The sequence below is a fragment of the Burkholderia stabilis genome, assembly GCF_001742165.1.
In the GTDB taxonomy this organism is placed as follows: domain Bacteria; phylum Pseudomonadota; class Gammaproteobacteria; order Burkholderiales; family Burkholderiaceae; genus Burkholderia; species Burkholderia stabilis.
Window position 1 is genome coordinate 1,249,469 of record NZ_CP016444.1, and the last position, 21,890, is coordinate 1,271,358.

The following is a 21,890-nucleotide window of genomic DNA, read 5'->3' on the forward strand; positions in this document are numbered from 1 at the left end:
CATGTCCACGCCCTCTTCTCCCGTGCATCACGCACGCAGTTTCCTGTTCGTGCCGGCCACCCGGCCCGAGCGCATTGCGAAGGCGCTCGACTCGGCCGCCGACTGCATCGTCATCGACCTCGAGGATGCCGTCGCGATGGACGCCAAGGACGCCGCGCGCGCGCAGCTCGCGCAGCACCTGCCGCTGCTGACGCAGGAACAGCGCGCACGCACCGTCGTGCGCGTGAATGCCGTCGGTACGCCGTGGCACGACGCGGACATCGCGCTGCTGCGCGACTGGGCGTCGCAAGGCGTCGTCGTGATGTTGCCGAAGGCCGAAGACGCGGACGCGCTGCGCCGCGTCGCGCAACAGCTCGGCGACGCAGCGCGCATCGTCGCGCTGATCGAATCGCTGGCCGGGCTCGACGCAGCCGATGCGCTGGCGCGCGATCCGCAGGTCGCGCGGCTCGCGTTCGGCCATCTGGATTTCCAGCTCGACCTCGGCATGCGCGCATCGGCGGAGGAACCGGAACTGGCCTTTGCGCGCAACGCGCTCGTGGCCGCATCGCGCCGCGCGCGGTTGCCCGCGCCGATCGACGGCGTGACCGTGCGCACCGACGACGCCGAGCGGCTCGCGGCCGATGCCCGGCGCGCGCGTGCATTCGGTTTCGGCGGCAAGCTGTGCATCCACCCGGCGCAGGTCGCCGGCGTAAACGACGCATTGGGCTATTCGGACGACGAGCATGCATGGGCGCGCCGCGTGATCGACGAAGCCGGGAAACACGGCGGCGCGGTGTTCAGCCTGGACGGCCGCATGGTCGATCTCCCGGTGATCCGGGCGGCCGAGGCGATCGTCGCGAGCGTGCGGAAATAAGCGCGGTTGGCAGGCGGTTCGCGCGTCGCTCGCGGCGCTGACAGCCCGGTATCCGAAGACCGATGACAAAAAAGATGGGCGGCGTCCGGTATCGGACGCCGCCCATTTTCCTGGGATGCCGATATCCGGGGCATACGCATCACCCCGGACAATGCTCACGCTCGGCCTCAGACGGCCCACATGGCAGTCAAATCGGCGGCCTTCGTCGCCGGGTTCAGCTCACGCAGCGCGGCCAGCAGCGCGCGCGAGCGTTCGGCGCCCAGCACGTCCGTGGTCAGGTCCATGAACTTCGCATCCTGCTCGTGCTCCGGCATCGGGTTCGTGTCGGTACCGATCGGATCGCCGACGAACACGTGCTCGGTGCGGCCGTCCTTGAACGTGACGGTCACGTCGGCCACGAACTTGCCGGGATACTGCTTCTCCAGCTCGGGTTCCTCGGTGATGCGGATGCTGCGCGCGATGTCGATCACGGGCGCCATGTCCACCTTGCCGGCCAGGTAGTCGCGGTGAACCGGGTAGCCGTTGCCCTTGCCGAGCAGCGTGAACGCGGCCTGGATCGGCAGGCTGAACTGCACGTGTTCGATGTTCTTCGGCGCGTACGCGTTGACATTGGCCGTGCCGACGACGACGTTGAAGTGCGGCGTGATCTTCAGGTGGATGTCGGCGATCTCGTCGCGGCGTGCCGCGAACGGCCGCAGCGCATCGATGTACGCGTGCGTGCAGTAGCACGCGCAGTACGCCTTCAGCCACACCGTGCCGATCTCGAACGGCCGGTCGATGACGAAGCGCTTTTCGGCATTGTCCCCGGCCGTGCGTTGCAGGAAGGTGCGGAAGAAGCCCTTGTTGCCGCTCAGGAACGCGCGCGGGCCGGTGATGCCGGCGCGCGCCATGTCGGCCGCCGCCATCCCGTTGCGCGTGCCGATGCCCGCATGGATGCGCTTGATCGAGCCGCCGGTCGACGTGTACTCGGTCGTGCCCGACACGTGGCTCAGCGCAACCGCCAGCGCGTGCAGCGTCGTTTCGGCGTCGAACCCGCGCAGCTTGGCCGCCACGGCCGCCGCGCCGAAATTGGACAGCGTGCCGTGCGGGTGATACCCGCGCTGCAACAGCTCGGGCGCGGCCAGCATGCCGATGCGCGCATAGACCTCGTAGCCGGCCACCATCGCGACGATGATCTCCTCGAGCGACGAACCCAGTTCCTCGCCGATCGCCAGCGCGGCCGGAATCACGCAGCTGCCGGGGTGGCTGTAGCTGGGGCCGTGCGCGTCGTCGTACTCGAAACCGTGCCCGTACGAGCCGTTGACGAACGCGGCGTCGGCCGCGCTCATCGTCAGCGCCGACGCGCTCACGCGGCTGTTGCCCGGGCGCTGCTGGGCCGTCGCATACGCGAGCAGCTGCTCGGACCACGGCAGCTTCGAAATGCCGACCTGCAACGCGATCTGGTCGCGCATCAACCGGCTGATGCCGGCATGCGCGCGCGCGTCGAGATGCTCGTATTTCAGTTCCTGGATGAAGCGCACCACCGCTTGCTCGAGCGGCGGGCAGTTGTCCGGCGCAACGGGCCGGGTGTCACGGGTGTCGATCATGACAGTCTCCTTGATGATCGAAAGATGAATGGCCCGGCCTGCGCGCGGGCCACGTCGGTTCATGCGGGGTGATAGGTACGGCGCTGCCGCCCCACCGAAAGTGCGATGCCGGCCGCAATCACGGCGACGACGGCCATCAGCAGCAGCGCTGCCGTGTAGCCACCGGTCCGGGCCTTGGTCACGCCGAGCAGGTAGGGCCCGGCGAAACCGCCCAGATTGCCGACCGCGCCGATCCACGCGATGCTGGCCGCGGCGGCCGCCCCGGACAGCAGGTCGGTATTGATCGCCCAGAACGCGGGAAGCGCGCCGAACACGCCGAAGGCCAGCACGCAGAAGCAGCCGAGCTTGAGCACCGGCGCATCGATCAGGCCGGCCCCGACCAGCGCCGCGGCGGCGATCAGTGCGGGAATGGCGATGTTCCAGCGCCGCTCGCCGGTCCGGTCGGCGCGGCGCGCCCAGAACACCAGGCTCGCCGAGCCGATCACGTAAGGGATCGCCGTGACGAAGCCGGTCTGCACGTTGGTCAGGCCGAAGGATTTGACGATCTGCGGCAGGAAAAAGCCGATGCCGTAAATCGTCAGGAAGAAGCCGAACGCCATCGCCGCCAGCATCCACACGCGCCGGTCGCTGAACACGCGCGCCACCGGGACGTCGTGCTCGCCGCGGCGCCGGTTGTCCTCGCTCGTCATACGTGCGGCGAGCCACGCGCGCTCGTCCGCCTGCAGCCAGTGCGCATCGCGCGGCGAACCCTTCAGGTAGCGCAGCGTGACGAAGCCCAGGACCACGGCGGGCGCCGCCTCGATCAGGAACATCCACTGCCAGCCTTGCAGCCCGCCCAGGCCGTCGAGCCCGCGAAGCCCGAGCAGCATGCCCGAGATCGGCGAGCCGATCACCGACGACAGCGGCGCGGCCACCAGCAGATAACCCATCACGCGCGCGCGGTAAGCCGACGGGAACCACAGCGTGATGCAATACGCGACACCGGGGAAGAAGCCGGCTTCGGCGAGGCCCAGCAGCAGGCGCACGGCATAAAAGCTCCACGGGCCGGCCACGAAGGCCGTGGCGCCCGAGATCAGCCCCCACGTAATCAGGATGCGGGCGATCCACACGCGGGTGCCCACGCGCACCAGCAACAGGTTGGACGGCACCTCGAACAGGAAATAAAGCAGGAAGAACAACCCCGAGCCCAGGCCGTACTGCGCGGGCGTGAGGCCGATCGCGTCGTTCATCTGCAGGCTGGCGAAGCCGACGTTGACGCGATCCAGGAACGAGATGAAGTAGCACAGCATGAAAAACGGGACCAGGCGCCGAAACACCTTGGCCATCGTGACCTGCTCGAGCGAATGCATGAGGTCTCCTCACATGTTTTTATGGTGCCGGGCGACGGCAGCGATTCGCCCGGCACGAACTTCCCGCTCCGGTTTCAACCGGGTATCGATCAGCGCCCGGACGGAACCAGCGGATCGAGCAGCACGGCGGCCACGTCATCCACTTCGTCGAGGTGCAGGATGTCGCCGATCATCCTGTCGACCGTCTGCTTCGACAGATCGATCGCGGCATACGGCACGCACAGCCTGAACTTGGCGACGAAGTCTTCTTCCGTGAACGGGTTGCGCGGGTGGCCCTTCACGTAGACGCATTCCTTCTTCAGCGTGCGCCCGTCGTGCAACCTGACGGCGAGGCGCGCTCCCCAGTCGGGCACGTCGGGGTTTTCCTCGGCGGTGATGCGCGTCATCAGCTCGCGAACCTCGGGCCGGGCACGCGCATCCTCGCTGTACGACTCGAGGAACACCTTGTCGTCGAACGCGGCAATCGCCACCACGTACGGCAGGCTGAACTGGCATTCGGGCACCGTGACCGGATGCCACTTCTTCTCCTGCGGCTCGCACACCGCCCGCCAGCTCGGCGTGGACGTCTCGATGTGAATGCCGGCGATGTCGGCCGCGCCGAACCGGTGCGCCTTCATCAGTTCGCGGATCGCGTCGATCGACGAGTGCGAGAAATAGCAGGCGCTGTAGCCCTTGGTGATGATGTTTTCCATCTCCCAGTGCTCGCCCAGCGCGTGCAGGATGAAATCGGGATCGGTCTCCCAGCGCGCCGTGCTCAGATACCCCTTGGGCCCCACCAGCACTTCGGCGCGCGGCCCCGTGATGCCGCGCTGCGCCAGCTGGCAGCACGTGATCGCGGCCTGGCTCACGAGCCCGTGATGCATCCGCACCATCAGCGTGGCCGGCGAATAGATGCCCATGGTGTTGGGCTGCGTCATGGTGCGCGCGATGCCCTGCGCGTTTTCCAGCTGGTCCTGCGTCAGCCCGAGCAGCTTGCCGACGGCCGCCACCGCACCGAAGATGTAGTGGCCGCCGCATTCGTGGTGCTTGATCGCGCGGTTGATGACCTTGTAGGCCGTGCCGAGCCGCACCAGGATTTCCTGCCCCACCGCCATCGCCGCGAGGAATTCCTTGCCCGACACCTTGCCGCGCAGGCCGGTGGCCGCCAGCAGCGTCGGCACCACGTACTCGGTCACGTGGCCGGCTTCCTCGTGCAGGTCGCCGCAATCCATCGCGCGCGGCATCGGGCCCAGCGCGAGCGCCGCCTCGTGGGCCGGCACGCGGCCGCCGTAGAACGGCAGCGGCGTCTGCGGGTTGCCGCCGCGCTCCTTCACGAGCGAGACGATCTCGGGAATGCCTTCCATCGCCGAGCCGCCGATGGTGACGCCCATCGCGTCGAGCAGCGTCTGCTTCGCATGGCGCGCCACGCCGACCGGCAGGTCGGCGTACTGCGTGTGGAGCGCCATCCGGCACAGCGTGGCCATCGGGTCCTCGATGCCCTGCCGTTCAAATTTCGCCATTCTTCCGTCTCCTTGTCGCGGGTGGCGCGGCGTGCTCAGAACAGGAACACGCCCTTGCCGCCCGCCTGCGCGTCGAACAACCGGTAAGCCTCGTCGGCCTGCTCCAGTTTCCAGTGGTCGGTGAACAGCTTGTCGACGTCCACGCCATGCTTGGCGACGAAGTGGATGCAATCCTTCATCCCGACTTCCGAGAACGTATAGGACCCGATGATGGTGCGCTGCTTGCCGATCACGTCCTTCATGCCGTCGACGTTGAGGTTGCCGTTCACGGCCACCAGCGCGATGCGGCCCCACGGGCGCGTGCTGCGCACGGCCTGCTGCTTGGGCACGTCGCCGCCCGCGCAATCGATCGCGCAGGTCACGCCGAGGCCGCCGGTGAGCTTGTGGATTTCCTCGATCGGGTCCTGCTTGCTGCCGTCGATCACGTGGGTCGCGCCGAATTCCTTCGCGCGCTCGACGCGATCGGCCGCGATGTCGATGCCGATCACTTCCACGCCCATCGCCGCGGCCAGCTGCACGGCCGACAGCCCGACCGGGCCCAGGCCGAACACCGCGAGCGAGTCGCGCGCGCTGATGTCGAGACGCAGCAGCGCGCCCCAGGCCGTTCCCGTGCCGCAGGAAATGGCGGCGCCGGTGGCGAACGAGACTTCGTCGGGCAGGTGGACCAGCGACGTCACCGGCGCCTTCATGTAGTGCGCATGGCCGCCGTGCTTGATGACGCCGTGAATGTCCGCGCCGTGGCTGCACATCTGCGTCCAGCCGGTACGGCAGTGGTCGCAGTGCATGCAGCCTTCGTAGTGGAACACCGCGACGCGGTCACCGACCTTGAACGCACGCGGATCGACGCCCGCGCCGACCGCGACCACCTGTCCGCACGGCTCGTGACCGCCGATGATCGGCGTGTCCTCCGACATGCCGCGCGAAGCGAGATCCTTGAAGCCCAGCGAGCGGATCACGTCGGCCGGCTTGTGGCGATAGAAATGCAGGTCGCTGCCGCACATGCCCGATGCCTTCATCTCGATCACGGCTTCGCCCGGGCCGGGCGTGGGGTCCTCGAAATCCAGGATCTCGAGCGTGCGTTCGCCTTTGAAAACTACGCCTTTCATGTTTTGTGTCTCCTGTTTGCAGCGGAATGGGGTCGATCGACGGCGACGTGCCGGCTCAGACCAGATTGATATAGGTGGCCTTCGGGTACAGGAAGCTCTCGACGTGCTCCTTCCCGCCCTTCCATCCGTAGCCGCTCATCTTGGTGCCGCCGAAGCCCACGGCCGGGTCGATCACGCCGTAGCAGTTGACCCAGACGGTGCCCGAGCGAATGCCCTGCGAGACCTTGTGCGCAGTCGACAGGCTGCTCGTCCACACGCCGCCGGCAAGGCCGTACGGCGTATCGTTCGCGAGCTTCAGCGCGTCGTCCATCGTGTCGAACGGGATCACCGACGCGACGGGCCCGAAGATTTCCTCGCGGGCGATCGTCATGTCGTTGCGCACATCGGCGAACACCGTCGGCTCGACGAAGAAGCCGCCGGCCGGCACGCCGCCGGGGCGCCGGCCGCCGTGCACGAGCCGCGCCTCCGTGCCGCCGATGTCCACGTAATGCATCACGCGGTCGAGCTGGCGCCGCGAGATCAGCGGGCCGATCTGCGTATCGGGATCGCGGCCGTCGCCGATCCGGATGGTGCCGGCGAACGCGGCCATGCGCTGCACGAATTCGTCGTGGATCGCGCGCTGCACGAAGATGCGCGTGCCGGCCACGCAGACCTGGCCGGTGTTGGTGAACACGCCCATCGACGCGCCGGGCACGGCTTTGTCGAGATCGGCATCGGCGAACACGATGTCGGGCGACTTGCCGCCGAGTTCGAGCTGCAGCCGCTTCAGGTTGCCGGCCGACGCGCGCACGATGGCCTGCGCGGTGCCCACCGAGCCCGTGAAGGCCACGCGATCGACGTCCGGATGTTCGGCCAGCGCCTGGCCGACGTCCTTACCGTAGCCGGTCACGACGTTGATCACGCCTTCGGGCACGCCGGCTTCCATCATCAGTTCGGATACGCGCAGCGACGACAGCGACGCATCCTCGGCCGGCTTCAGCACGGCCGTGCAGCCCGTGGCGAGTGCGGGGCCGTAGATCCACCACAGCCCCATCAGCGGGCCGTTCCACGGGATGATCCCGCCGACCACGCCCACCGGCATCAATTGCTTGAGCGCGGTGAAGCCGGGCGCGATCGACATCGGCGGCGTTTCCACCGCGCCGGCGCCGGTTTGCGATGCGTAGAACTGCAGCAGTTGCGACAGCCATTCCTTGTAGCCGCGCGTGCGCGCAAGCGGCGCCCCCATGTCGAGCGTCTCGATCAGCGCGAGCTCGTCGAAATGATCGAGGATGACGTCGTGCACGCGCAGCAGCAGCTTGCGCCGTTCATGCGGCGTGAAGCGGCTCCACGGCCCCTCGAACGCGCGGCGCGCGGCCGCCACGGCGCGGGCAACGTCCTGCGCGTTGCCCTGCGCGATATGGCACAGCACTTCGCCGGTCGCGGGATTGATGGCCTCGATGCGTTCGCCGCCGGCAGGCTCGACCCACTCGCCGCCGATCAGCAGTTTCTTGGTGCCGCGCACGAAATCCGGAATGCTCGGGTTGATGCTCACGGGTGTCTCCGTTGAAATTGTTATGGATGACGAAAATTACATGCGAAGCATGATCGACTTGGTCTGCGTGTAGGCCTCGATCGATTCCTGGCCGAATTCGCGCCCCCATCCCGATTGCTTGTATCCGCCGAACGCCATGGCCGGATCGGATTCGCCGAAGGTGTTGATCCACAGCCGCCCGGCCTTGAGCGCGCGCACCACCTTGTGCGCGCGGGCCACGTCGCGCGTCCATACCGCGGCGGAAAGGCCGTAGGTGGTGTCGTTGGCCTGCAGCACCGCATCGTCCTCGTCCTTGAACGGGATGATCGACAGCACCGGCCCGAAGATCTCTTCCTGCGCGATCCGCATGCCGTTGCGCACGTTGTCGAACACCGTCGGCTCGACGAAGTAGCCGGCGCCGTCCCATGGCTGGCCGCCGAGCCGCAACGTCGCGCCGCCCTCCTGGCCCACGCCGATGTACGACCGGACGCGCTCGCGCTGCGTCGCCGAAATCAGCGGGCCGATCTTCGTGTCGGCCGCGAACGGGTCGCCGGCCTTCCACGCGCCCGCCACCTGCGCCACGCGTTCCGCCACCTGTTCGTGGATGCTCTCCTGCACGAACAGCCGCGTGCCGGCCGAGCACACCTGGCCCGAGTTGCCGCAGAAGGTTTTCACCGCGGCCTGCACGGCCTTCTCGATGTCGGCGTCGGCGAACACCACGTTCGGCGCTTTGCCGCCGAGCTCCAGCGTCACCTTCTTCAGGTTCCCCGTGGCGTCGCGCGTGATCTGCTTGCCGACCGCCGTCGAGCCCGTGAACGCGATCTTGTCGATGCCCGGGTGCTGCGCCAGCGCGGCGCCCGCGGTCGCGCCGAAGCCCGGCAGCACGTTGATGACGCCCGGCGGCAGGTCGGTTTCCTGGATCAGCTCCGCAAGGCGAATCGAGGTCAGGCACGCCAGCTCGGCGGGCTTGAGGATCACCGTGTTGCCGCAGCACAGCGCGTTGGCGAACTTGATCGCGGCCATCAGGATCGGCACGTTCCACGGGATGATCTGGCCGCATACGCCGAGCGGTTCGCGCAGCGTATAGATCAGCGTGCTGCCGTCCGACGGGATCGTGGTGCCGAGCACCTTTGAACACCAGCCCGCGTAGTAGCGCACGATGTCCACCGTGGCGGTCACCGCGCCCTGCGCGAACCACAGCGGCATGCCGTTGTCGAGCGACTCGATCGCGGCCAGTTCGTCGATGTGGGCCTCGATCTTGTCCGCGATCTTCAGCAGCGCGCGCGTGCGGGCGTGCGGCGACAACGCGGACCACGACGGCGCTTCGAACGCCTTGCGGGCGGCGATCACCGCGGCGTCCACATCGGCGCTGTCGGCCTCGGCGACCCGGCAAAGCAATTGTTCGGTCGCGGGATTGATCGTCTCGAACGTCTTGCCCGATGCGGCGTCGACCCATTGCCCGCCGATCAGCAGGCGCTTCGTGCCTTGCCCGATCCACGCAAGCGCTTTCGCACGCGCGGCTTGCGCGGTGTCAGTTACAGTCGTCATGAAACCTCCGGTTGATGTGACTTGATGCGTCAGTACGTCAGGCCAGTGGCACGTCGACGCGCGTCGACAGCACCGCGCTCAATGGATTGGCACGACGCACCTGCGGATTGAAATCGGCGGGCGTCACGCACATGAACAACGTGCGCCGATCCTCGCCGCCCAGCGCGCATGCGTAGCAGTTGCGCTCGCCGGTCTGGATCTCCTCGAGAATCCTGCCGCCGGGCGCCACGCGCAGTACGCGCGTCTTCGTGAAATCCGCGACCCAGATCGCGCCCTCGGCATCGACCTGCGAGATGCCGTCCGGCGCCACGACGATTTCGCCCATCGACCGGATCACGTCCTCGTCCTGCGGCACCGGGCCGAAGGTCGCCCAGTCGCGACGCGCGGAAAGCGAGCCGTCGGGCTGGATGTCGAACGCCGACATGCGGTTGCCCCAGGATTCGGACACCACCAGCGTGCGCCCGTCGATGATCGTCGCGCCGTTCGCGAAGTGCAGCGGCTCGCTCACCATCGTGACCGTGCCGTCCGGATCGACGCGCGCGAGCCGGCCCGGGCGGCGCGGCGCAAGCTTCATCACGTCGAAGCCCAGGTTGCCGACCCACACGCGGCCTTGCGCGTCCACCACCATGTCGTTGGGTTCGAATTCCAGGTGCGGCGACAGGTCGGCATGGCGCACGACCGACCCGTCGTGCTCGCGCCGCAACAGCGCGCGGTCGTGCATCGACACGACGAGCAGGCGCCCGTCGGGCAGCCAGCCGATGCCGGACGGACATTCGGGAACGTGCATCTCCTCGCAGAGGTTGCTGCCGTCCTCGCGGATCGAGTACACGCATTCGGTATAGAGATCGCTGAACCAGAAGCGGCCGTCGTGCCAGCGCGCGGCTTCGGTATGCGTCATGCCGTCGAGAAGCAGGGTGAGCTGTCTCATTTAACCTGTCGTTAGTTAGATTGAAGAATGCAGCGTGATCCGGATACGGACGTTCGACCGGTCACGACTGCGGCAGCAGGGCCGACGGGAATTCGGGCTGACGCTTGCCGCGCAATGCGGCGACGCCTTCCTTGACGTCCGGCCCCAGGAAACACAGCATCTCCAGCGCGAGCGAGTTGTCGAATACCGGCCCCGCCACGCGCATCCAGTTGTTGAGCGATTTCTTGGTCGCGCGGATCGCGGTCTGGCTGCCGCGCGCGAGGTTGGCGGCAATGGCCAGCGATCGCGACAGCACGTCGGCGCGCGGCGCGCAGAAGCTGACCAGGCCGATTCGTTCGGCTTCCTTGCCGTCGATGAAATCCGCGGTCATCAGGTAATACTTGGCCTTCGCCATCCCGCACAGCAGCGGCCACACGATGGCCGCGTGATCGCCCGCCGACACGCCGAGGCGCGCATGTCCGTCGGTCAGCTTCGCATCCTCGGCCATCACGCTCACGTCGGCCAGCAGCGCAACGACGAGACCCGCGCCGACGGCCGTGCCGTTGATCGCGGAGATGATCGGCTTGTCGCACGCGAGCATGTTGTAGACGATGTCGGACGCCTCCTTCATCACGCGCATCGTGGCCTCCTGGCTGGCCGCCATTTCCTCGACCACGGCAAGATCGCCGCCGGCCGAGAACGCGCGATCGCCGGCGCCGGTCACGACGACCACCTTGACGCCCGGATCGTCGCCGACGACGCCCCAGACCTTGGTCAATTCCCAGTGCATCCGGTTGTTCGTCGCGTTCATCACCTCCGGACGATTGAGCGTGACGAGCAGGACGCCGTCCGGCTGGCGATCGAACAGGAGGAACTGGAAATCTTCGTATTTCATGCTGGGCCCAGGGATTTTTTGGAACGGCGGGCGGCGTGTGTCGAAGCCCGCCGGTAAAGTGGCCTGCGTCGGTTCGCGGCACCGGGGAAAAGCGCAAGGGATCGTCGGGATACCCTTCAATCTAACTAACAGTTGTTATTCTATTTTGCTTGCGGGAATTTCCCATCAGGGAATCCCCGCATGCCGCCGGTCAATCGCGTGTTTTCCGGTGCGGGATTTTCGAAGAGCGGAACGTTTCGAACGCAAACATTGCGTACGGCGGCATCGGAGCCAAACCTGACGGCATTCGTCGGAACAGAAGAATCAGAACAAGGAGCGAGACACATGAGCCACCCCACCATCATCCAGCAACTGGCTGATTTCTCGGCCGACGTCGACATCGACCGGTTGCCCGACATCGTCGTACAGGAATGCAAGCGCGACATTCTCGATTCGCTGGGTGTCGCGCTGGCGGGGATCGATCATCCGAGGGGGCGCATCGGCATCGAAACCGGCCGCCGCATCGGCGGCAGCGCGGGCGATGCGACGATCATCGGCACCGGCGAGCGCTCGACTGCGTACGGCGCCGCGTTCGCCAACAGCGAGTTGCTCAACGCGCTGGATGCCGACTCGGTGCTGTTGCCCGGCCACGTGAGCCCGTACGTGCTGCCCGGCGCATTCGCGACGGCGGAGACGCAGCGGCGTTCGGGCCGCGACCTGATCGCCGCCGTGGCCGTGTCGCACGAGATCTCCTGCCGCTTCGGCGCCGCGATGAGCGGCTACCGCGATACCAAGGATGGCAAGTCCGCGAACCCTGCATCGGTGGTCGGCTACAGCAGCACCGTGTTCGGCGCCACTGCATCCGCGGGCAAGCTCAAGCGGCTGTCGGCGGCCAAACTGGCCAACGCGCTGGGCCTGGCCGCCGCATCGGCGCCGGTGAATGCGCAGCGCGCGTGGTTCACGCACGCGCCCACCGCCACGATCAAATACCAGCTCGCCGGCGGCCTGACCAACATCGCGCTCACGGCCGCCGACCTGGGCGAACTGGGCCATCGCGGCGATCTGCGCATCCTCGATGACGCGGTCAACGGTTACGCGAGCTTCATCGGCACCGACCGCTGGCTGCCTGAGAAAATTACCGACGGCCTGGGCGACGAGTGGCGCTTTCCCGGCTTCCAGATGTTCAAGCCCTATCCGCACTGTCGCGTGATGCACGCCCCGCTCGACCTGCTGATCGACATCGTGACCCGCAACGACCTGAAGCCCGACGAGATCGAGCGCATTACCTCCTTCGGCGAAGGCTGGGCCTATGTGCTGCCCTGCTTCACCAACCGGGAAATCCTGGAAGTGCACGACGCGCAGTTCTGTTTCTCGCACGGGCTGGCCGTCGCGGCCCACCGCATTCCGCCCGGCCCCCGGTGGCAGGACCCGGCCGTCGTGTTCGACCCGTCCGTGATGGCGCTGATGAATCGCGTGTCGCTGGAAATCCATCCAACCTATTTCCAGTCGGTATCGGCGGACATTTCCAGCCGCCCGTCGCGCGTGGAAGTGCGCGCGCGCGGCCAGGTCTTCGCCGGCGAGAAGATGTTCCCCAAGGGAACGCCGTCGGCAGACCCCGCGACCTACATGACCACCGACGAACTGGTGAACAAATTCCGCACGTTCGTCGACGGCCTGCTGCCGGCATCGACCATTGAACGGGTCGTCGACAGCGTGCTGAACCTCGAAAAGGTGGACGACTTCGGCAGCGTGATCCGCCAGTTCGTGCGGTCATCCGGCCACTGAGCGTGGACAGCAACCTGGAAAACCAAGACATGACCCGTCATACCGTCAACATGCCGCACCCGGATCGTCTCTATATCGGCGGACGCTGGGTAGCGCCCTCTTCCGCCGACACCTTCGCCGTGCTCGACTGCACGACCGAAGAAGTGGTTGCGCACGCAGCCATGGCGACCGAAACGGAGATCGATGCCGCCGTGCGCGCCGCGCGTGAAGCGTTCGATCACGGGCCGTGGCCGCAGTTGTCCCCCGCCGAACGCGCCGCCTTCCTCGAGAAAATCGCCGAACGCGTCGAAGCGCTGAACGACGATTTCGCACGCGGGTGGAGCATCGAATCCGGCGTGTTCTACAAGATTGCCAAGCCGCGCATCGGCCTGTTCCTGAGCGGCGCGTTTCGCCAGTATGAGGCGATGGCGCACAGCTATCCGTTCGTCGAGCCCGCGCGTTCCGCCACCGGGCACCAGGCGTACCGCGTGCAGGAGCCGGTGGGCGTCGTCGCGGTGATCGTGCCGTGGAACGGCCCGGCCGGGCTGCTCGCGTACAAGATCGCGCCGGCCCTGCTCGCGGGTTGCACGGTCGTCATCAAGAACTCGCCGGAAACACCGAGTTCCGGCCACCTGTTCGCGCAAATCTGCGACGAAGTCGGGCTGCCGCCCGGCGTGGTCAACATGCTGACGGCGGACCGGACCGTGTCCGAGTCGCTCGTGCGCCATCCCGGCGTGGACAAGATCACCTTCACCGGCTCCACCGGCGCGGGCCGGCGCATCGGCGCGGTCGCGGCCGAACGCGTCGCACGCGTCACGCTCGAGCTCGGCGGCAAATCGCCCGCCGTGGTGCTCGACGACTACGACATCGAAACGGCCGCGAAGGCGCTCGGCGCGCCGTATTTCAGCTACTTGTCGGGTCAGGTCTGCCACAGCCTCACCCGCATCATCGTGCCGCGCGCGCGGCACGACCAGATGGTCGACGCGCTGGTCGCCGCGGCGCGCGGGATGACGCTCGGCGACCCGCTCGACGACGCCACGAGCATGGGCCCGCTGGCCACGGCCGCCCAGCGCGGCGCGGTCGAACGACTGGTCGCACAGGGCGTATCGGACGGCGCGCGGCTGGCGGTCGGCGGCAAGCGGCCCGCGCACCTGACGCGCGGCTTCTTCTTCGAACCGACGGTATTTGCAAACGTGGACAACCGCTCGCGCATCGCGCAGGACGAGTTCTTCGGCCCGGTGCTGTCCGTCATTCCCGCCGACAGCGAGCAACACGCGATCGACATGGCCAACGACACGATCTTCGGCCTGAATGCCGTGGTGTTCACGCAGGACACCGACCGCGCGCTGCGTGTCGCGCGCCGGTTGCGCGCGGGGTCGGTCGGACACAACGCGTCGCGCACCGATTTCTCCATCGGCTTCGGCGGCTTCAAGCAATCGGGCGTGGGCCGCGAAGGCGGCGTGGGCGGCCTCGAAGCATTTCTCGAATCCAAAACCGTGGTGCTGGACCAGCCGGCCGACTGAGCGCCAGCATACGAACGATCGATTACCTGACATCAGGAGGAGCAACGAATGAGCAACACCGAATCCAACAACGAAGCGCCACACGACTGGATGATCCATTCGCGCATCAAGGGGCTGGTCGCGCTGGTGGTCGGCGCCGGCAGCGGCATGGGCGAAGCCAGCGCGAAAACCTTCGCGGCAAACGGCGGCGCGGTCGCCGTGGCGGACCTGAACGCCGGCAACGCCGAACGCGTCGCCGGAGAGATCGCACGACGCGATGGCCAGGCGATCGCGCTCGGCCTCGACGTATCGAAACAGTCGGACATCGACGCGGCCATCGACAGGACGGTCGAGCGCTTCGGCCGGCTCGACGTCGTCATCAACACGGCCGCGCTGGTGCGTTCCGGGATGCTCGAGGACGTGTCGATCGACGAATGGCGCAGCGGTTTCCAGGTCAACGTGGACGGTGCGCTGATGCTCGCGCGCAGCGCGCTGCCGCACCTGAAGAAAAGCCCGCATGCGGCGATCGTGAACACGGCTTCGCTGGCGGGCGTGCACGGCTATTCGCAGGGCGGCGCGTATGGCCCGAGCAAGGCGGCGCTCATCACGCTCAGCCGGCAGATGGCGCACGAGTGGGCGTCGTACGGCGTGCGCGTGAATGTCGTGCTGCCGGGCGTCATCGATACGCCGATGGCACGCGGCTCCGTGCCGCAGGATCTGCTCGACCAGCTTGCGGCGATGCTGCCGATGAGCCGGGTAGGCCGGCCGGAGGAAGTCGCCGACCTGATCGTGTACCTCGCGTCGCCCGCGGCCGGCTACATCACGGCCCAGTCGATCGCATGCGACGGCGGCATGTCGCACATGATGTTCGCGAAACCGATGGGCAAGTAAGCGCCCGGCGTGAAGCACGTGCGCCGTTTGCGGCGAAGGCCCGCCCGGGCCCTCGCCGCCGGCGCTCGCCCGCATTGCCTGCATTGCCCGACGGGAACGATCGGGCTGCGGGCCGCTCCAGCCTGATCTCCCGCCATGCGGGCATCGGATCACGGCTGACGGCGTCCCTTTCTTCTTCCTCTCCCCCCACACGCTGCCCCGGCAGTGCGAATCCGCACGCCCGTTCCGCCTTCGATGAGGCCGCGCACGATTTGAATCGAACCTCGATGCTGGCGATGAAATATCCGGCAACAGACGGTGACGCCCGAAAAACTCGTTCCGCCGGGTAAAACGCCATTCGACAGGGACATCTCCTCCGAATCCATTAAACAGGATCGCCATCCCCTGCATGGAAACGCTTCCACGCACTTTATTACGTAGAACGGATGATATTTCCGGGAATCACGATTGCTCGATTGAGTTGAAGTACGGAACGTCGAAATTCAGCCAGCGGATCATTGCCTAAAAGAACGAATTCGCCTCGGGTTATACCCGATGGAGATTCGATGTCACGCACCTCAATCTACCGAACGTTAGATATTCATCGAACCCAAAGACGATTGTCCGTACCCGGACATCGATAACAAACCGGCACATCCGTCTGGTCGTGCATTCGCCGCACCGCCTCGGCAGTTCGACACGAACCGCCTCTTCACTTTTCATTAAATTCGGATATCGAAATGAATGTAAGCCGATCATCAGGGTTGGGCACGAAGAAAACGATAATTGCGCTTGGCATTGCGCTCCTGCCTGCATGGTCGTATGCGCAAAGCAGCGTCACGCTTTACGGCACGCTCGATACGGGCCTGCTGTTCACCAGCAAGACGCTCAACTCGACGACCGGCACGAACGGCGGCAAGCAGGTCGCCCTCATCAACGGCGGGCTGGAGCCCTCCAATTTCGGCCTGTTCGGGCAGGAAGACCTGGGCGGCGGACTGAAGGCGACCTTCAGGCTGGAAAGCGGCGTGAGCGTCGTCAACGGCGGCTTCGACAACAGCAACGGCAACTTATTCGGCCGTCAGGCATGGCTGGCCCTCGACGGCAACTTCGGCCAACTGAAGGCCGGCGTGCAGTACTCGCCGTTCGTGCTGGCGATCTACGAGGCGGACCCGCGCAACGCCGGCCAGTTCGGCACGGCGTTTTCCGTCTACGGCGCCAATACGTTCGTCGGCAGTTTCAATCCGAATGCGATCACCTATACGAGCCCGAAGTTCGCCGGGTTTTCCGCCAGCGCAATGTATGCGTTCGGCGGCATACCGGGCGACTACCGCGCGGCGCAGCAGTATTCGATCAGCGCGCGCTACGAGTTTCGCGGGCTGGTCGTGAACGCCGCGATGTACGACTCGAGTTCGGCCAGGAATTCCGCGGGGCTGACGATCTTCCAGCAGCCGTTCCTGGGCCGGATGCTCGGGCTCAGCTACCACTTCGGTACGTTCGCGGTGAAGGGTTCGTTCACCAGCTACAAGCTGCCGACGACGGTTGCCGGCGGTGTAACGAACGGCGGCACCAACAACGTCTGGAATCTCGGGTTCGATTACTATCCGCTGCCGCAGCTCGATATCAACTCGGGCGTGTGGTACATCCGCGATCCGCAGGATTCGAACAATCACTCGCTGATCGGTGCGCTGACGACGCGCTATTTCTTGTCGAAGGCGACCTCGCTGTATGCGGAGGTCGGCGCGGCGAACAACCACGGCCGGCAAAAATTCGGGCTGTCGATCGACAACGCGCTGTACGGCGCGCCGGGCACGACCATCGGCGCGATCATCGGGATCAACAAGCGGTTCTAACTATCCCCGGCGGGCACGATGCAACGTACCCCGCTCCGTTCGGTCGGAGTACGGAACACTCGGCCCGCCTCGATTGACTCGATTGCAAACCACCGCGAACGTAGGCGGGTATGTGTCGATTTCTGTTCGGCATGCATGGCATTTCGGCAACGCAGCGCCGACATGCCGGCCGGAAGAAGATCACGAATGGCGGGCGTCCCGGCTGCGACTCGGCGACGAGCGGCCCCGCAACGCGAATGCAATCGAATCATGAATAATGCGATGACTACGGGAACGCGTGCGGCCGGCCCGGCCGGCACGACGCACACCTGGAAAAGCACCGACGGAATCCGGCTCGCGGGTTGCTCGTGGGGCGACCCTGACGGCGCGCCGGTCATCCTGCTGCACGGCAGCGGACAGACGCGTCACGCGTGGAGCGGCATGGGGCGCGCGCTCGGCGCGGCGGGCTTTCATGCGATTGCGTTCGACGCACGCGGCCATGGAGAGTCGGACTGGTCGCCGACCGGCAACTACAGCCAGGGCGCGATGATCCGCGATCTCGAGCGCGTCGCCGCGATGTTCGAAGGCCGTCGGCCGATACTCGTCGGTGCGGGCCTGGGCGGCGGGACGAGCCTGCTCGCCGTCGGCGAAGGGTATCTCGACGCCGAAGCGCTCGTGCTCGTCAACATCGCGCCGTACATCGAACCGGCGGGCGTCCTGCGCCTGCAGTCGTTCATGCGACAGCCGCCGGACGGTTTCGGATCGCCCGATGAAGCGGCCGACGCGATCCGCAACTATCGCGCGCAGCCGGCGCATGCGCTCACGCAGGAAAGCCTGACCCGCAGCCTGCGCTACGACGACGGAAAATATCGCTGGCATTGGGACCCGCACTTTCTCGCGTGGCCGCGAGACCTGGAGCGCCGTCACACGCGTTTCGCGGCCAGCGCACGCCGCCTGAGGCTGCCGACGCTGCTCGTGCGCGGCGAAGATTCGGAAATCGTCAGCAAGGCAGGCGCGCGCGAGTTCCTCGACCTGTGCCGGCACGCGGAATATGCGGACGTACGGGATGCCGGCCACACGGTCGCGGGGGAGCATAACGATCTGTTCGCCCATACCGTGCTCGACTTTCTCGAGCGCCAGATCCCACGCGGCCCGGCGCTGCGGGATCGCGCGGTCGCCTGATCCGGCCGCGTGCGCGGAGAAGCGCACGGCCGGCCGGTCAGCCGCGCGGCATCACGACGATGCGACCGGTTCGGTCTTGCGGCTGACTCGCCGGGCTTTCGCGGCGGGCTTCGCGCCGGCCGCGGGCTTCACGCCTTCGAAGAACATCGTGGCGAGCTGGTCAGCGACCTTGTCCAGCGAGCCCTTCTTCGGGTCGAACCAGGTCTGGACCGAGTTGATGCAACCGAGGACGAACACGCGGCACAGTGCGATGTCGACGTCCTCGCGCAGGAGCCCTTCGGCGCGCAAGCCATCGAACACCTCAGTCCACAGCTGCTGATGGCGCGCGCGCCGCTTGATCTGGCGCTCCCGTACCTTGTCCGGAAGCTGGGTCAGCAGCCTGCCGTGCGCCAGCGCGTAGTCGCCGAACTTGATCAGCCCGCTCATCTGCCCGATCAGCGCCGCCTTGAAACGCGCCTCGGCCGTCGCATCGGGCGGCAGCGCGTCGAAATGCTCCTTGATGTGCTGCACGATGCTGTCCGCGCCGTGCTCCATCACGACGTCGACCAGTTCTTCCTTCGACGAGAAGTGATAGTAGATGCTGGCCGCCTCGATGCCGGCCTGGTCCGCGATGGAGCGCATCGTCGTCGCGGCATAGCCCTGCATCGCAAAGGAGCGCGCGGCAAGCCGCAGCAAGGTTTCCCGGGTATCCGCGCTGGGATTTACATTTCGCTTTCGCACGTTCGTGTATCAGCCGTCTGCTGTTATCAAGATGAAGTGAAGAGATCCGGATGCCGCATGAGCGACGGCCCGGCCGCGCGGCGTCGTGCAGGACGCCCGGCGAGTGATCATCCCGTGCCGCTCCGGTGCGCCGATGGCGGCGTGTCTCCGTCTCCCCGGGTACTGCCTGATCCTGTCGAATGCCGCCATGCGGCACAAAACTAATGTTCGAGAGGGTAGCGTATTTTCAGGGCGCGAGCCAGCGAACCAAAACACCGTCGGCGAACCCGCCGCGCGTGGTTCGCCGGCCGCTGGATTGCCTGAATCTCTCGTCGATGAATCGACGTTGCGAAGCCGTTCGCGGAATGCCGCGGAACCGCGCATCTTCCGAACGATCACTGTACGGAACGCCGTGGCCGCTCGCGTTGACACGTATGCGCCCGCCAGCGAAGTTTGAAGGCTCGACGGGCCATACGACCGGTCCGCCCTTCTCCGTCAGTCATTCATCGCCCTGCCATGCCTTCATCAACCGAATCCGTCGTGCGAGCCTCGACCAAGCCGGGCAACCGGCTGCCCGGCACCCCCGACCCCGCGCACCTGTGGCGCACCGCAGACGGCGTGCGGCTCGCCGGCGATACGTGGGGGCATCCCGACGCCCCGCTCGTGGTGTTGCTCCATGGCGGCGGGCAGACACGTCATGCATGGGGCGGCACGGGGGCGCTGCTGGGTAGCACCGGCTACTTTGCCGTCGCCTACGATGCGCGCGGGCATGGAGACTCGGACTGGAGCCCCGCAGGCGACTACGGCCAGGACGCGTTCGTCAGCGACTTGCGCCACGTCGTCGATGTGCTTGGCGGCCGGCGGCCGATACTCATCGGCGCATCGCTGGGCGGCGGCACCAGCCTCGTCGCGATCGGAGAATGCCGGATCGATGCGCGCGCGCTGATCCTGGTCGACATCGTGCCGTACACCGAGCCGGCCGGTGTCGCCCGCATCAGGACGTTCATGCAGCAGAATCCCGACGGCTTCGGCTCGCTCGACGAGGTCGCCGACGCGATCGGCCGCTACCGCTCGAGCCGGTCGCGGCCGGGCAATCACGCCGGCCTGTCGAAGAATGTGCGGCTCGGCGACGACGGCCGTTACCACTGGCACTGGGACCCGCGCTTCCTGTCGGGGACGACCGATCTCGCTGCCCGTCACGCGCGCTTCTCGGCCTGCGCGCGCAACCTCGCGCTCCCCACGCTACTGGTGCGCGGCGGCAGTTCCGACGTGGTCAGCGAAGCGGGCGTTCGCGAGTTTCTCGAACTCTGTCCGCACGCGGAATACGTGAACGTCGCCGCGGCGGGACACATGGTCGCCGGCGATCGAAACGATGTGTTCGGCCAGGCTGCCGAGCAGTTTCTTGCGCGCCACGTCGCCTCTGCATAGCCACCACGCGCGGGCGCTCGAACACCCGCGCATGCGGATCGCGCGGATTCAGATCGGCGGTGTTTCAGGCGAAGTCGAGAAATGGTGCTGGCGTATTTTCCATTCGCCCTGCTGCAACGCGATCACGAGCGTCGTGCGCAAGCGCGAGCGTGACGTGTTGCCGTCACCGAGCACGAACGCGAATTCGCCGTAGCCTTGCGCGAGAAAACAGTCGTCGCCCAAGCGGATGAAGTGCTGCTCCACCAGCGCCAGCGTCGCCGACCGGATCACGCCGTCGTACGACGCGAAGTACGCGCGAATCGCGTCGCGCCCGGCCGAATGGCCGGGCCGGCCGCCAAAGAACAGCGCATCCGCCGTGTAGATACTTGTCAGCGCATCGGGATTCCAGTCGCGTGCGGCCGCGTTCCACGCGGCCTGCACGATTGCCAGCGCGGGGCCGGGTGTGTCGCTCGTTCCAACCATCGTGTCTTCTCCTGCCCTGGGGCGCCAGCCGGCGCCGTTGCCGATTGCATTTGCCGATCCACCCGTCCGTTACCGCCGCGCATAGGCATCGGCGGATACCGACCCGAGCAGAACGGCACCCGTCAAACCATCTGCATCACATCCGCCGTCGCCACGCGCGTGGAGCGGAACGCGTTCGCCGGATGCGCCATGTCGGCATAACCGAACCCGATGCCGCAGACGAATTTCCGCTCGTCGCCGATACCGAAATAGCGGCGGATGAATCGGGCGTGATGCGCCAGCGCCGCCTGTGCCGTCGTCGCAATGCCATGCGCGCGCGCCGCCAGCATGAACGATGCGACGAATGCGCCGCAGTCGAGCGCCGCATACGGCCCCAGTTCGGCCGGTATCGTCAGCAACGCGACATGCGGCGCGCCGAACAGCCGGAAATTCTCGGCGACCTGCCGCTCGCGCGCCGGCCTGTCGCTGCGCGCGATGCCGAGCGCCGCATAGAGCGCGTATCCGACTTCCCTGCGCCGCTCGCCGTACACGCCGCGATATTCGTCGGGGAACGGGATGTCGGAATCGATCCCCGGATGCTGCGCGGCATGCGCGACGAGCGCCGCGCGGAAACGCTCGGTCGTGTCGCGGGACGTCACGGTCGCGTGCCACGGCTGCACGTTGCACCACGACGCCGCGCGTTTCGCGATGTCGACGATGCGCTCGATCACGTCGGTCGGCACGGCATCCGGCAGGTACGCGCGGCAGGTGAAACGCTCGGACGAAAGGCGGTCGATCGCTTCCGCGTCGGCGATCGCGCGAATGCCCGAATCCTCGTACTCGGCTTGCGCTTGCATGAAACGTCTCCCATTACCGGCACCTGACGGTACCGTATCCACCCAATGGAACTACCATTAGTTAGTCGTCGAAGCCGGCTTGCGCC

The 21,890-nt window shown here is 66.7% G+C and carries 18 protein-coding genes; 7 read left to right on the forward strand and 11 right to left on the reverse strand.

The annotated features are described in order from the left end of the window. Position 1 precedes the first annotated feature (1 nt). A complete protein-coding gene (locus tag BBJ41_RS38000) occupies positions 2 to 853 on the forward strand; it encodes an HpcH/HpaI aldolase/citrate lyase family protein (protein ID WP_069751373.1) in 852 nt (283 codons plus the stop codon). Between the two features lie 167 nt (positions 854 to 1,020). Here the strand turns inward: BBJ41_RS38000 and BBJ41_RS38005 are convergent, their stop codons facing one another. From BBJ41_RS38005 to BBJ41_RS38040, 8 genes are all read right to left on the reverse strand, one after another. Beyond that, entirely contained in the window at positions 1,021 to 2,439 is a 1,419-nt protein-coding gene (locus tag BBJ41_RS38005; RefSeq protein WP_069751374.1) for an MmgE/PrpD family protein, read from the reverse strand. Between the two features lie 59 nt (positions 2,440 to 2,498). Next, the gene (locus BBJ41_RS38010) at positions 2,499 to 3,788 is read right to left on the reverse strand and encodes an MFS transporter (protein WP_069751375.1); all 1,290 of its coding nucleotides are present in this window, start codon (positions 3,786 to 3,788) and stop codon (positions 2,499 to 2,501) included. Between the two features lie 89 nt (positions 3,789 to 3,877). Next, positions 3,878 to 5,287 (reverse strand): MmgE/PrpD family protein, encoded by a 1,410-nt coding sequence (locus tag BBJ41_RS38015; RefSeq protein WP_069751376.1) that lies wholly within the window; start codon positions 5,285 to 5,287, stop codon positions 3,878 to 3,880. Positions 5,288 to 5,322: 35 nt separating this feature from the next. Then, on the reverse strand, positions 5,323 to 6,393 hold the full coding sequence (locus tag BBJ41_RS38020; RefSeq protein WP_069751377.1) for a zinc-dependent alcohol dehydrogenase family protein: 1,071 nt from the start codon (positions 6,391 to 6,393) through the stop codon (positions 5,323 to 5,325). A 55-nt stretch (positions 6,394 to 6,448) separates the two neighbouring features. Continuing rightward, positions 6,449 to 7,924, reverse strand: coding sequence for an aldehyde dehydrogenase family protein (locus BBJ41_RS38025; RefSeq protein WP_175984698.1), 1,476 nt, complete (start codon positions 7,922 to 7,924; stop codon positions 6,449 to 6,451). A gap of 36 nt (positions 7,925 to 7,960) precedes the next feature. Continuing rightward, positions 7,961 to 9,451, reverse strand: a complete 1,491-nt coding sequence (locus BBJ41_RS38030) for an aldehyde dehydrogenase family protein (RefSeq protein ID WP_069751378.1) — start codon at positions 9,449 to 9,451, stop codon at positions 7,961 to 7,963. A gap of 37 nt (positions 9,452 to 9,488) precedes the next feature. Beyond that, positions 9,489 to 10,379 carry an SMP-30/gluconolactonase/LRE family protein gene (locus tag BBJ41_RS38035; RefSeq protein WP_069751379.1) on the reverse strand — a complete coding sequence of 297 codons (891 nt, stop codon included), beginning with the start codon at positions 10,377 to 10,379 and terminating at the stop codon, positions 9,489 to 9,491. A gap of 61 nt (positions 10,380 to 10,440) precedes the next feature. After that, positions 10,441 to 11,253, reverse strand: a complete 813-nt coding sequence (locus tag BBJ41_RS38040) for an enoyl-CoA hydratase/isomerase family protein (RefSeq protein WP_069751380.1) — start codon at positions 11,251 to 11,253, stop codon at positions 10,441 to 10,443. 324 nt (positions 11,254 to 11,577) lie between these two features. On the opposite strand from BBJ41_RS38040, the gene BBJ41_RS38045 reads away from it, so the two are divergent. The 5 genes from BBJ41_RS38045 to BBJ41_RS38065 all read left to right on the forward strand — a co-directional run bounded on the left by BBJ41_RS38045 (position 11,578) and on the right by BBJ41_RS38065 (position 18,379). Beyond that, the gene (locus tag BBJ41_RS38045) at positions 11,578 to 13,017 is read left to right on the forward strand and encodes an MmgE/PrpD family protein (RefSeq protein ID WP_069751381.1); all 1,440 of its coding nucleotides are present in this window, start codon (positions 11,578 to 11,580) and stop codon (positions 13,015 to 13,017) included. A gap of 29 nt (positions 13,018 to 13,046) precedes the next feature. Further along, positions 13,047 to 14,519, forward strand: a complete 1,473-nt coding sequence (locus BBJ41_RS38050) for an aldehyde dehydrogenase (protein ID WP_069751532.1) — start codon at positions 13,047 to 13,049, stop codon at positions 14,517 to 14,519. A gap of 48 nt (positions 14,520 to 14,567) precedes the next feature. Then, complete coding sequence (locus BBJ41_RS38055) at positions 14,568 to 15,389, forward strand: SDR family NAD(P)-dependent oxidoreductase (RefSeq protein WP_083282162.1); 822 nt, start codon at positions 14,568 to 14,570, stop codon at positions 15,387 to 15,389. A gap of 743 nt (positions 15,390 to 16,132) precedes the next feature. Further along, a complete protein-coding gene (locus tag BBJ41_RS38060) occupies positions 16,133 to 17,218 on the forward strand; it encodes a porin (protein ID WP_418222329.1) in 1,086 nt (361 codons plus the stop codon). A 261-nt stretch (positions 17,219 to 17,479) separates the two neighbouring features. After that, positions 17,480 to 18,379, forward strand: a complete 900-nt coding sequence (locus BBJ41_RS38065) for an alpha/beta fold hydrolase (protein ID WP_069751383.1) — start codon at positions 17,480 to 17,482, stop codon at positions 18,377 to 18,379. A gap of 51 nt (positions 18,380 to 18,430) precedes the next feature. Here BBJ41_RS38065 and BBJ41_RS38070 read toward each other — a convergent pair whose 3' ends face one another. Beyond that, positions 18,431 to 19,054 (reverse strand): TetR/AcrR family transcriptional regulator, encoded by a 624-nt coding sequence (locus tag BBJ41_RS38070; RefSeq protein ID WP_069751384.1) that lies wholly within the window; start codon positions 19,052 to 19,054, stop codon positions 18,431 to 18,433. A 564-nt stretch (positions 19,055 to 19,618) separates the two neighbouring features. Here BBJ41_RS38070 and BBJ41_RS38075 point away from each other — a divergent pair. Beyond that, positions 19,619 to 20,506, forward strand: coding sequence for an alpha/beta fold hydrolase (locus BBJ41_RS38075; RefSeq protein WP_236872186.1), 888 nt, complete (start codon positions 19,619 to 19,621; stop codon positions 20,504 to 20,506). 48 nt (positions 20,507 to 20,554) lie between these two features. Here the strand turns inward: BBJ41_RS38075 and BBJ41_RS38080 are convergent, their stop codons facing one another. Together BBJ41_RS38080 and BBJ41_RS38085 are read right to left on the reverse strand one after the other, a co-directional pair. Further along, positions 20,555 to 20,968, reverse strand: coding sequence for a YybH family protein (locus tag BBJ41_RS38080; protein WP_069751386.1), 414 nt, complete (start codon positions 20,966 to 20,968; stop codon positions 20,555 to 20,557). 122 nt (positions 20,969 to 21,090) lie between these two features. Beyond that, positions 21,091 to 21,804 carry a nitroreductase gene (locus BBJ41_RS38085; RefSeq protein ID WP_069751387.1) on the reverse strand — a complete coding sequence of 238 codons (714 nt, stop codon included), beginning with the start codon at positions 21,802 to 21,804 and terminating at the stop codon, positions 21,091 to 21,093. Between the last annotated feature and the right edge of the window lie 86 nt (positions 21,805 to 21,890).